This window comes from Segatella salivae DSM 15606, from assembly GCF_000185845.1.
Lineage (GTDB): Bacteria > Bacteroidota > Bacteroidia > Bacteroidales > Bacteroidaceae > Prevotella > Prevotella salivae.
This window is the reverse complement of record NZ_GL629647.1, coordinates 773,158-784,727: the sequence shown is the minus strand read 5'-3', so window position 1 is coordinate 784,727 and position 11,570 is coordinate 773,158. Positions and strand designations below refer to the sequence as shown.

At 38.9% G+C, this 11,570-nt stretch carries 10 protein-coding genes; 1 reads left to right on the top strand and 9 read right to left on the bottom strand.

The window, feature by feature from the left end:
* Positions 1–30 precede the first annotated feature (30 nt).
* The 3 genes from HMPREF9420_RS03275 to mltG all read right to left on the bottom strand — a co-directional run bounded on the left by HMPREF9420_RS03275 (position 31) and on the right by mltG (position 4,543).
* Positions 31–1,413: a tetratricopeptide repeat protein gene (locus HMPREF9420_RS03275; protein ID WP_007134008.1), complete on the bottom strand. Its 1,383-nt coding sequence runs from the start codon at positions 1,411–1,413 to the stop codon at positions 31–33.
* A 27-nt stretch (positions 1,414–1,440) separates the two neighbouring features.
* Positions 1,441–3,159, bottom strand: a complete 1,719-nt coding sequence (locus tag HMPREF9420_RS03270) for a glutamine--tRNA ligase/YqeY domain fusion protein (protein ID WP_007134007.1) — start codon at positions 3,157–3,159, stop codon at positions 1,441–1,443.
* A gap of 337 nt (positions 3,160–3,496) precedes the next feature.
* On the bottom strand, positions 3,497–4,543 hold the full coding sequence (gene mltG, locus HMPREF9420_RS03265; protein ID WP_044079060.1) for an endolytic transglycosylase MltG: 1,047 nt from the start codon (positions 4,541–4,543) through the stop codon (positions 3,497–3,499).
* Between the two features lie 182 nt (positions 4,544–4,725).
* On the opposite strand from mltG, the gene HMPREF9420_RS03260 reads away from it, so the two are divergent.
* On the top strand, positions 4,726–5,367 hold the full coding sequence (locus HMPREF9420_RS03260; protein ID WP_036906730.1) for an HAD family hydrolase: 642 nt from the start codon (positions 4,726–4,728) through the stop codon (positions 5,365–5,367).
* Positions 5,368–5,379: 12 nt separating this feature from the next.
* On the opposite strand, the gene HMPREF9420_RS03255 is transcribed toward HMPREF9420_RS03260, so the two are convergent.
* The 6 genes from HMPREF9420_RS03255 to HMPREF9420_RS03230 all read right to left on the bottom strand — a co-directional run bounded on the left by HMPREF9420_RS03255 (position 5,380) and on the right by HMPREF9420_RS03230 (position 11,553).
* The gene (locus HMPREF9420_RS03255) at positions 5,380–6,093 is read right to left on the bottom strand and encodes a LytR/AlgR family response regulator transcription factor (RefSeq protein ID WP_007134004.1); all 714 of its coding nucleotides are present in this window, start codon (positions 6,091–6,093) and stop codon (positions 5,380–5,382) included.
* Between the two features lie 31 nt (positions 6,094–6,124).
* Positions 6,125–7,468 (bottom strand): TolC family protein, encoded by a 1,344-nt coding sequence (locus HMPREF9420_RS03250; RefSeq protein WP_007134003.1) that lies wholly within the window; start codon positions 7,466–7,468, stop codon positions 6,125–6,127.
* Positions 7,469–7,823: 355 nt separating this feature from the next.
* Positions 7,824–8,423, bottom strand: coding sequence for a riboflavin synthase (locus tag HMPREF9420_RS03245; protein ID WP_007134001.1), 600 nt, complete (start codon positions 8,421–8,423; stop codon positions 7,824–7,826).
* Positions 8,424–8,732: 309 nt separating this feature from the next.
* Positions 8,733–10,346, bottom strand: coding sequence for a glycoside hydrolase family 10 protein (locus HMPREF9420_RS03240; RefSeq protein WP_007134000.1), 1,614 nt, complete (start codon positions 10,344–10,346; stop codon positions 8,733–8,735).
* A 35-nt stretch (positions 10,347–10,381) separates the two neighbouring features.
* Entirely contained in the window at positions 10,382–11,209 is an 828-nt protein-coding gene (gene coaW, locus HMPREF9420_RS03235) for a type II pantothenate kinase (protein ID WP_007133999.1), read from the bottom strand.
* A gap of 11 nt (positions 11,210–11,220) precedes the next feature.
* Positions 11,221–11,553: a cupin domain-containing protein gene (locus tag HMPREF9420_RS03230; RefSeq protein ID WP_007133998.1), complete on the bottom strand. Its 333-nt coding sequence runs from the start codon at positions 11,551–11,553 to the stop codon at positions 11,221–11,223.
* Between the last annotated feature and the right edge of the window lie 17 nt (positions 11,554–11,570).

Here is an 11,570-nt window from a genome sequence, read left to right as displayed (position 1 = left end):
TATTTTTTTTAAGTATATTTATAATAGTCTTCAGGCTCCATTTTGTCCAGGAAAGTATGGGCTTAGGACAATTTTTGACTCTACGGGCGAATAGTATGTAGCTTTTTTTACGGCTTCTTCATATTCTTCTTTATAGCCTAATTCTAAGCAGCATACAGCCAAATAAGGGTATATAGGCACTTGAGTATATGCTGTCGAATGAGCTATATAATTAAGAATTTCATAGGCTGAGTCCGTATAACCATTGTCAAGAAACGATACGGCTATTTTCAAGTAAAGTTCTGGAGTATTATTACTTTTTATCAGAGCAGCATGAAAAACTTTGGCCGCCTCAGCTGTTTCTTTATGTTCAAGATATAGATGTCCGCGTAATAATGATAGTTCAAATGGGTCATCTGGTGGGATTTGCTCGCATCGATCAACATAGACTAAGGCTTCATCGAGTTTATTTTGCTTTGAAAGTAGATAAGCAAGCTGCTCATAAATTTGTAGAAGAAGATAATCGTTCTTCTTACAAAGGGATTCAGCCTTGTAGAAATGAGGCAATGCTTTGCTATACGCTTTCATGTCAGCCAATACCATTCCTTCCATCAGATGACCATTAGGTTCTTCTGGAGCAAGTTCGCTGACTTGCTTGAAACACTTCAGTGCTTCTTCATTTTGTCCTAAGCCGTAGAGTGCATTCCCTCTATTGAAGAGCGCTTCTGACGAATTAGGGTTGATGGCGAGAGCGTATTCACAACTCATAATGCAATCATAGAACTTATTTTGCAGTAGTTGTGAAGCGGATAAACGATTCCAATATTGCTCTGAAAAAGGATCTTTGTCAATTAAATCAGTAAAAATCTGTTCACTCTCTTCTAAGTGACCGAGCCCCATTTCAATTCGTCCCATAGTATCCCAATAGTCAGGATCGTCTGGGTTTTCGCATCGGTTGATCCATTCTTCAGCAATTTCAAATTCCTCATAGTCTGCAAACAGAATAGCTACCTCTATATAATAGCTGTCAAGTTCATCGTCTTCTACGTCTGGAATATGGCTGTAGAGGTATTGATTTGCATCTTTTGAAGCTCCTTCTGTAATCAAAACTTCTGCAGAAGTGTAGTAGAACTCTAAGCAATTTTTATCATCTACGTTTGATAAATAGCGTTTTGCTGCCTCAAGATCATCTTCAATCATCATCGCCATTCGTGCTCGAAAGACGAGTGGAAACACAGAACCTGGGAATAAACGAATGGCATAATCAATCGTTTCTATAGCCTTTTTAGTCTGGTGATGATGGTCATAGTAGTCGGCAATATCCGTAAGCACGTCAGCGTCAAGATATATCTCTTCTCCTGACCTGCGTGCTTGTTCGTATTGCTTTAAGACATTTTGAAAAGCTTCTTTATCGAAATGTTCTTGATGATTCAATGTTTTTGTGTGCCCTACAACGCGAGTTTATTTCTTGTTTTTTTGCTTTGCCCAAGTATCTTTCAGTCCAACGGTCTTGTTGAATACGGGATGTTCAATAGTAGAATCAGCGTCGGCCATGAAATATCCCGTGCGTTGGAACTGCAAATATTCACCAGGTTTCCTACTTGCTACATAGTCTTCAACATAACAATTAGTGTCAATCTTAAGACTTTCTGGATTGAGTAATTCACGGAAATCACGCTCATCAGCAGATGGATTTTCTATATTGAAGAGACGATCATACTCGCGTACCTCTGCTTTATGACAGTGATCAACTGATACCCAATGTAGAGTTCCCTTCACTTTTCGGTTGGAACCTTCCATACCAGTCTTACTATCAGGATCATATTCTGCCTGAATTTCAACGATATTCCCTGCTTCATCTTTCTTACATCCAGTACACATAATGATATAAGCATTCTTTAATCGTACCTCTTTTCCAGGTGTCATACGGAAGAATTTCTTGGGTGCATCCTCCATAAAGTCGGCGCGTTCAATCCATAAGTTCTTTGAGAAAGTAATCTTGTGGCTACCACTTTGTTCATCTTCTGGATTATTAATGGCATCCATTTCTTCGGTCTTTCCTTCAGGATAGTTAGTGATAACAAGTCTCACTGGGTCAAGAACGGCGCTCACACGAGTAGCTTTTTTATTCAAGTCTTCACGCACACTGGCTTCCAATAAGGCCATATCATTGAGTGCATCAAACTTGGTATAGCCAATAGAGTCAATGAACATACGAATACTTTCGGGACTATATCCGCGACGACGCATTCCACATAATGTCGGCATTCTTGGGTCATCCCACCCATTTACAAGGTGTTCGTCAACTAAAGTATGAAGCTTTCGTTTACTCATCACTGTATAAGTGAGATTCAAACGGTTAAATTCTATCTGGCGAGGACGATTATCATGCAAGTTGTCTGCAGTGCCATCCATCTCTTTTAAGAAATCAATGAACTTGTCATATAGTGGGCGATGAGGAACAAACTCTAACGTACAGATAGAATGAGTGACGCCTTCGAAGTAGTCACTCTGCCCATGTGCGAAGTCATACATTGGGTAACAATGCCACTTTGTGCCTGTTCTGTGATGTGAAGTCTGTATAATTCGGTACATGATTGGGTCGCGGAAGTGCATATTTGCATTTGCCATATCGAGTTTTGCACGTAAAACCATACTACCTTCCACTGCCTCTGGTGTGTTCATTTGGTTGAATAGTTCGAGACTTTCTTCAATAGGGCGATCACGATATGGGCTTGGTGTTCCTGGAGTTGTAGGTGTTCCTTTTTGTGAAGCAATCTCTTCACTGGTCTGTTGGTCAATATATGCATGGCCTTTTTTAATCATCCAAACAGCAAACTCCCATAGCTTTTCGAAATAATCTGAAGCATAATAAATCTGTCCCCATTTGAATCCAAGCCATTGAATGTCGTTAAGGATGTTTTCAACATATTCATTATTTTCCTTACTTGGGTTCGTGTCATCGAATCGGAGATTACAAATGCCGTTATATTTTTCAGCAACACCGAAGTCCATGCATATTGCTTTTGCGTGTCCAATATGCAGATAGCCGTTAGGTTCTGGCGGAAAACGTGTTTGAATACGACCGCCATTCTTTCCTTGTGCGAGGTCTTCTTCAACAAGTTGCTCTACGAAACTAATGCTTTTCTTTTCTTCGTTGTTTTCTTCTTTAATTGCCATGATGTTGAAACATTATTTATTTTATATTGCAAAGATAATGTAAACGGCTGGAAAAGCAAAGGAAAAAGGTGTTTTTCTTGTGGCTTGTGCATGAGGTAATCATGTATTTTGCAGCTTATTCTTCATTATTTTATAAAATCATCTCATAGATATCAAAAAACATGTTTAGTAACATAAAAAAATATTTGCACATAGAATAAAATCACCTTACCTTTGTAATCGTTATCCTGAATACAATCTTTTTACCTTAAAAAAGCTAATACCTATTGAGAATAATACCGCTCTCTGTGAAGAAAGCGGTATTTTTATTTACTTTTCTAAAAGCTTATTCGTTAAATTATTTGATTCCTCTTGCGTTCAAAGCTTTTGAATATTTCTCTGCATTCTTCATGTGTTCATCGTATGTACGAGCAAAGTTATGTGTACCACTAAAATCTTCTTTCGCACACATATATAAATAGTCATGGTGTACTCGATTGAGAACTGCATCAATACCTGCTACAGATGGAATGCGAATTGGCCCTGGAGGAAGTCCTGGATTCTTATATGTATTGTAAGGACTATGTATAGAAAGCAAGTTGTTATAAATGCGTTTAAGATCAAAACGCTTCCAAGCGAACTTGATAGTTGGGTCTGCTTGCAAGGGCATTCCATGTGGATACTTGGCGTCACGCAACATGAGTCGGTTGTAATACATGCCTGCAATCATAGGCTTCTCTGCATTATTAGCCGTTTCCTCGTCAATGATACTTGCCAATGTTATGACCTGTTCGGGAGTCAAACCTAACTGTTTTGCTTTCTGTATTCGATCGAAATTCCAGAATTTTTTGCTTTCTTTCTGCATACGATCCAAGAATCTATCGATTGAAATATTCCAATAGATGTCATACGTATTGGGGATAAACATACACGCAATTGTGGCTGTATCGTAGCCATATTTACGGCAAACATCTTCATTGGACAATGCTTTATAGAGTTCTGTACTATCCATCATGAGCCGTTTTGAAACCTCTGCAGCTAATCGATTCAATGTTCTAACACTTGGAATCGTTAGGTTTACCGGTGTTTGTAGGCCATTCTTCATGTGTCGAAAGACTTTTAATGCGCCATCACCTTTATCAATAGCATAACGACCTGTTTTGATTCTCTTGCCATAATCAAAGTGGCGAGCCATCATTCTGAAAGCACACATACCATGTTTCGATGCAAATGGCTCGAGTTTATGATATACAGAGTCCACATTATCATCGTTATCAATGTAGACATATTCAGTCTTATTCTTCGTTGAGAAGTCAGAGAAGAAATAATAATAAACCACTCCTAATATGACTGTTACACAGGCAAGGGCGGGAATGAAGTACTTTTTTCTTAATTCTTTTTTCATCATTTTATATTGAATGTCGCGCACAAAGGTACACCATTTTTTTTATCTATGAGAGGAGAATGACGTTTTTTTATTACCTTTGCAATTGACATCACAGTGTCTTGCAATTCTGATAGGCTTGCTGGTTGCTGTTTTCTGCGATGTGTTCGCAAGATTATGGAATAAAGATTTTGTTTAGGATGATGAAATATCAAACTTATATTTTTGATTTAGATGGTACACTTTTAGATTCATTGACTGATCTTGAACTTAGTTGTAACTATGCACTTCGCGTAAATGGTATGCCAGAGCGTACCCTTGAAGAAGTCAGAATGTTTGTGGGAAATGGTGTAAAGAAGTTGATGGAACGTGCAATTCCTCATGGACTTCAAAACCCTTTGTTTGATAAAACCTATGAAGATTTTCGTCAACATTATTTGGTTCATAACCTTGATCATACGCATCCTTATGCTGGTATTGAAGAAATGCTTCAGCATTTGTTAGATGCCAACAAACATATTGCTGTTGTTAGCAACAAGTTCTATGCTGCAACGCAAGACCTTGTGCGTCATTTCTTTGGAGAAAAGATACAGGTTGCCATTGGCGAACGCGTGAATATACGTAAGAAACCAGCACCCGATACTGTCAATGAAGCTTTGCGTTTGCTTGGGGTTAGTCGTGAAAATGCTGTTTATATAGGTGATAGTGACGTTGACATTATGACCGCAAAAAACAGCGGCATGCCTTGTATAAGTGTGTTGTGGGGTTTTCGTGATAAACGGTTTCTCATCGAACATGGTGGTGAAACCTTCGTTGAGAAACCGTCTGAAATATTAGATATTTGAAATGTTCGCGTCTTATACGATGCTGTGATGGTCTACAAAGCGGAACACTTCGTCTTTATATGACTCAGAGATTGGGATAGATCCTTTACTGAAAATCAGTTTCATACGTTCTATTCTTCTTACTTTGCGCATATTGACAATGTAAGAACGATGTACACGTAGAAACTCATCACCTGTCATCTGATGTTCAAGTTTCTTCATGTTCATCAGAGATAGGATTGGCGTTTCTTCGTTATCGAGGTGGAATTTCACATAATCCTTAACGCCTTCAATGTAAATGATGTTGTCAAAGTCAAGTCTTAATACCTTGTAATCGCTTTTTACGAACAGAAATCTGTCTTTCTTCAATTCATGAATTTCCTCTTCGCGTTCACAGATTTCATGCACTTTGTGCATGTCTTCAATGAAAGCTGTCTTGCTAATTGGCTTTAATAGGCAGTCTACTGCATCGGCTTTATAGCCTTCTATGCCAAGAGAGCGGTCGTCGGTCATGAAGATTTTGATAGCATTTCGTGGCAACATACTTGAAAATTCAACGCCGCTCATCTCCTGTAATCTTAGGTTGATGAAAGCCAATTGAATGTCGTTCTGCTGTAAAAGCCTAATGGCTTCAACTGCATTACTGCAACTTCCTGTCAGTTTTACACATGGCGTGTCTGCCATGTAGCTTTTTAACGTCTCTACTGTTTGTTGATCGTCATCAATAATAATACAATTCAATTCCATAAATTCTATGTGGTTAATGAGTGTCTTTTTCTTATTTTATCATGCCGTTTTGATAGTATTTCAACATGTTTATGTTCAGAATAGCAAGATACTTGCTTTGAAGTTCGTTTTGTTCGGCCTTCAAAAGATTATCTTTTCCCGTCATTAATTCAATGATGTTCTTTAGTCCTAATCTGAATTGTTCACTTAGAAGTGCATAGCTTTCCTTTGCACTTTCCGTGCTGATTCTTGCACTTTTGAACATGCTTTGATTATTATTAGCCTGCAGCCAATAGTTCTCTATGGTAGAGTAGAGGGCTGTTTGCTTGTCTTTCAAATCAAGCATACTGTTCTGTCGTTGTATTTCTGCTTTGCTGATGGTTGTCTTTGCTTGACGATTGTCAAGCAGCGGAACACTGATATTAATGCCTCCACCAATTACAAAGTTATTTTTCATCTGTTTATCCCAGCCATTTTTATTCATGGTTGAGGTGTTTGTGCTGATGCCAGCAGACATTGCTACGGTAGGCATTCGAAGCGATTTTGCCAGCTTTATGTTTAGTTCGCTGCTCTGAATGCTTAACTCTGCATTCTTAATTTCAGGCCGGGTTGTCAGTGCTTGCTCGTAAACACTGCTGACATTAGGAATTAGTTCCAATGCCATATCGTCTGTTGTTTCGGGAACAACAACATCAAACGCTTCACCATTTGTTAGTTGCAACAACTGTTTTAGTTGGCGTTTATACTCTTTTAAGTTGCTTTCTGCCTGAACAATAGCATACTCATCTTGAGCTCGTTGTGCTGTAAGTTGTGCTAAATCAGCCTTACTCATTTTTCCAACAGCAAGCATTTCCTTACCCCGTTCTTCATTCTTTGCACTTGTAGCAAGGCTCTCTTGATTGACTTTTATAGCCTCATTAGAGTATAATATCTGAACAAACAACTGTGTAATTTGTTCTGTTAATGTGTTAATGTCACTTGCAACAGCAAGGTCGGCCTGCTTTTCGGCAAACTTGTTCAATTTTACTTGATTATGGTTTCGATTGCCATTCCAGACTGTCCAATTTGCACTTAGTGAAAAACCTCCATTATAATATGCTTTGTCTACACTTGTTTCAACTCGGTTTCCAGCAACAACATAGCTGCTAGTTTCAGGCCATGGATTGTAGGAAACATTTTGAGAAGTACCAAGAGATAGTGAAGGTAACAAGGCTGCTTGACTTTCTTTGATATCTTCTTTGGCTGCCAATTGATTTAATCGGCTCTTTTGAAGTGTGATGTTGTTTTGCAAAGCGTAGTCAATACACGCTTTCAATGTCCAGTCTTTTGCCATAAGCTGTGCAGGCAAAGCCATGCATGCAGCAGTTATGATGAGGTGTCTTGTGATATTCTTCATATTTCGTTGCAATTTTAATTAGATGAAAGAAGTTTACTAATATATAGACTTCTCAAAAGATAAAAAGGTTTACACGTAGATGACAACCTTAACATTATTTAGTGTGTTTCATGTCTTGGTATGTCATTCTAAATCTCATCGTTCTGTGCTTCATGAGAGACTAAATTGCAATCTCTATCAAATCGTGTCGTGATTTGTATCTGATTGCGCAATAATCTGCGTCAAAAGAAGCTGTGAAATACGTCAAACAAAAAGTCTCTTCTTCATCATTTATTTCATGGGGTATCGAGAATTGACACACCACTTGTTCTTTATGAAAACATATTCTCAATTTTGTGGTGTGCCAAGTAGCTTTTTACAGGGCTTGAAGTCTCGCAATATATTTCCCCAATATGTCAAATTCAAGATTGACAACGCTACCAATTTCTATATCTTTGAAGTTCGTATTAGCCCGTGTGTAGGGAATGATAGCTACAGTGAACGTGTTATCTGTAGGTTCACACACAGTGAGAGAAACGCCATTTATGGTAACCGAGCCTTTGTCAACTGTGAAATATCCCTTCTTAGCCATAGCCTCGTTATGCGGGTATTCAAATGTAAAGTACGTACTTCCATCTGCATCTCGCATTCCAATACATTTGGCAGTTTCGTCAACATGGCCTTGAACAATGTGCCCATCAAGACGCCCATTCATTAGCATTGAGCGTTCAATGTTCACATGATCACCAACTTTTAACAAGCTAAGATTGGAACGATCAAGCGTTTCTTTCATTGCCGTCACGGTATAAGTGCCATTTTCTAAACTTACAACGGTAAGGCAAACACCATTATGTGCAATGCTTTGGTCAATCTTAAGTTCATCGACAAACGAGCATTTAAGCGTAAAGTCGATGTTCTCTTTATCTTTTGTAATCGCTACAAGCGTAGCCATTTCTTCTACAATTCCACTAAACATGAATTTATTTTTTATTCTTTTTAATCAAAAAGAAAAAAGGGGTTGCTCGATGATGTGATGAAACTCCGAGCATTTCAATAGTTGAGTGCTCTCCGTCTTTGTAATCCACTGGCCTTAAGGCTTAGTTCCGAAGGAATTTATGTGGCCCGCCATTAACAAGAGAAGCATTCTCGGTTTTCGAATTTATTTGATGAGTATCCCGATCAAACCGACACAACCCCCAATATCTTTCCTTCTTGGGTATCGCTATAAAATAGTCTATCTATGTGCAAAGTTAATTTGTTTTTGCTGATTGACCAAATGTTTCGGCTAAAATCTTTTTACTAAAATAAAGCCTAATCTATGGCTAATTCCATTGGCGTTGAGGCTTCTCAATTGATAGAAACCATCAGTAATCTGTTTGATATTCACGGCATTTCCTGTCTGTTGTAGACGTATAATAGGGTTGCCATTAATATCACATAGCATGACGATTCCATCACATTCATTTATCCAATTGGGTAGGATTGCGCGGTTACCATCATTGGGAATAAGGCTACTTTGGTTAGCTTCGGGCTGATTTTGGCATTGCACCACATCACTTTCATTACCATATCGGTCCATAGCTGTAAGCGCATAATAATGTGAAGGGTCATCTGGAATGTCTACACTGCTGCTCTCTTGTCGATAGAGCATAAGGTTTTCAGCCTTTGAAATGTCTACAGGCCAAGTGCGACTGCTATAGAGATTATAAGTCGTATTGTTCTGCTTTTGCCATTCAATTCTATTCTTTTCGACCATAATCAGTGTGGGTTGATGTGGTTTTTCTACGTTTACCCATGCCATAGCGGGCACCAAAGCAGGTTGTCGGTCAATTTCGTTTAACGCAGCATCATATATCCCTTTAAGATTATCGGTAAAGAATTTACTTCTGAAATATGCGTGCCCCATGCCCATAGAACGAGTGAAAAACATTTCTCGTGTGATATCATCGAGGTTCCAATCTTTTTCGCGTGGCGACATGAAATATATGCCAAGACCTGGCACAATCATCTTTCCTTGCGCCTGTTCTTGCCAGTCAATAGCAAATGGATAGAAGTTATTTCCCTTGAAATACATCATGGGATAGAGTTGATCCATAAGTCCATTGCGTAACCAATATTGAGCATTTTGTAACACCTTTGAGTAGGCATTCCAGCCATGACTCCAATATCTTGCTAAGTCATCAGCCTTTCCAATTGGCGAACAACTCATCTTTACCCAAGGTTTTTTGCCTTTTACAACATCGTGAATCTTTGTAACGATGTCTGTGATATAAGCTCTTCCTTGGTCAGAAGATACCTTTATTCTCCATGTTTCTGGATAGCGAATATAGTCAAGATGAATGCCATCAATATCATAACGCTCGGTGATTTCAGAACAGATTTGAGCGAGATAATCTCCTGTTTGTCCTTTTTCTGGGTTGAGATATCCGTCTTCTCCAATCTTCACTACTAAGTTTGGAAAGCGTTGACGAAGTCGTTTGCATCCTAAACCATTCCATTTTCCAACAGGTAAAGTGACTATCCATGCATGAAATTCCATACCTCGTTTGTGGCATTCATCAATGGCAAACTGGAGTGGATTATATCCTGGTGATGTGCCAGGAAAGCCACTTAGACAGCCATCCCATGGTTCATAGTCTGATGGATAGATTACAGTTCCGCGAATACGTGTTTGAAACAATATCGTGTTTATACCTGCTTTTTGAAGTTTATCGAGGATGTTTCGCAACTCTTGTTGCTGCTTTTCCATCGATAATCTCTGTTGGGAATAATTGTGAGGCCAGTCAAGTCCGCCAATTGTTGTTAGCCAAACAGCTCTTACTTCGCGCTTGGATTGAGCACAAAGGGATTGCATGAACAATAAGAAAAGTAGAAAACAGGAGAAAAGTTTCTTATTCATTGTGATGATTCGCAAATTGTATTGTAGCGCGTCAATTATCGATTTTGAATATAACAAAGTGCAGCTCCGATGGCCGTACAGAACTCGCTGTATTTAGGAATGCGGAAATGCACACCATAAAGTTTCTCCATAGCGTGGAAAACTTCCTTGCATTGGGGGAGTAGTGTGAGATTACCGATGAGCACAAAGTCTTTGATTCCACTTTCTAAACTGCTAAGAATCGTGCTGGAACCAACGGCTTGTAATACCATATAAATAAGGCCAATAGCGATGTCTTCACGTGTGGCATTGGTCTTGGCATTACTGAAAAGGCTTGCTGTTGCATTCATAGGAAGCCCAGGAAGCGGCTTAGCACTGATATCACCAATCAGTAAATTGATCTTTGAAATGTCGCCATTCATTGCAAGACTGGCTACTTGTTTGATATCATCTGTTTTGAGCATGATGCGTGATAAGCCTTGTAGTGTTCCACCACCGATACCGATTCCTCCAATGTGTCGGATGTCATTTCCATCACATTTTACAAGACTTGTGCCTGTACCCATGCTGACAACAATCATTCGTTTAAGCTTACTTTCGTAGCGAGCACCAAGTCCATCGGCAATAAACTCTTGCGCTTTGCTCGTTGGACGACCATAAATGTTTTCATCAATATAGGCTGAACCAACTCCTGTAAGCATAATCTTTTCGACATCGTCAAGCTTGATTTTATTGTCATGAAGATATTTCCCAAAAGCTCCATACAATGAAGTTATGGGGTCGGTAGCCTTAATTCGGAAAGGATTTACTACAATTCCGTGTTCATCAACGCCTACAATCTTAGTTGTACTAATACCAACGTCTATGCCAATTACAATGCTCATGAGATTTGAAATTAATGGTGTTCGGGAACGATAGCTAAATATTCTACATCTTCATTGGTTAGATTCTCAAAATAATGATTATGTCCCATTGGGCAATAATGTACTTGTCCGGCATGTGCCACCTCTATTTTTCCATCGTAATGATAGGTGAGTTCGCCTTTAAGGATATACATTACTTCGCAGTTTCCTTCGTGAGTATGTAGGCCACTGCTGGCTCCAGGCTTGAGAATACTTTTCATTATCTTTATCTTTTCATCGACAAAGTTGCGGGTGTCGAGTTCACCTTGTCCACCTTTGAAACCATTGATCTTTACTTCTTTTATATCTTTGAAATCTATAATCATATTTATCCGTTATCTTC

Coding starts and splice junctions, on each gene's coding strand:
- HMPREF9420_RS03270 (WP_007134007.1), bottom strand. CDS start 3,159: ATGGCAATTAAAGAAGAAAACAACGAAGAAAAGAAAAGCATTAGTTTC.
- mltG (WP_044079060.1), bottom strand. CDS start 4,543: ATGAAAAAAGAATTAAGAAAAAAGTACTTCATTCCCGCCCTTGCCTGT.
- HMPREF9420_RS03260 (WP_036906730.1), top strand. CDS start 4,726: ATGAAATATCAAACTTATATTTTTGATTTAGATGGTACACTTTTAGAT.
- HMPREF9420_RS03255 (WP_007134004.1), bottom strand. CDS start 6,093: ATGGAATTGAATTGTATTATTATTGATGACGATCAACAAACAGTAGAG.
- HMPREF9420_RS03250 (WP_007134003.1), bottom strand. CDS start 7,468: ATGAAGAATATCACAAGACACCTCATCATAACTGCTGCATGCATGGCT.
- HMPREF9420_RS03245 (WP_007134001.1), bottom strand. CDS start 8,423: ATGTTTAGTGGAATTGTAGAAGAAATGGCTACGCTTGTAGCGATTACA.
- HMPREF9420_RS03240 (WP_007134000.1), bottom strand. CDS start 10,346: ATGAATAAGAAACTTTTCTCCTGTTTTCTACTTTTCTTATTGTTCATG.
- coaW (WP_007133999.1), bottom strand. CDS start 11,209: ATGAGCATTGTAATTGGCATAGACGTTGGTATTAGTACAACTAAGATT.
- HMPREF9420_RS03230 (WP_007133998.1), bottom strand. CDS start 11,553: ATGATTATAGATTTCAAAGATATAAAAGAAGTAAAGATCAATGGTTTC.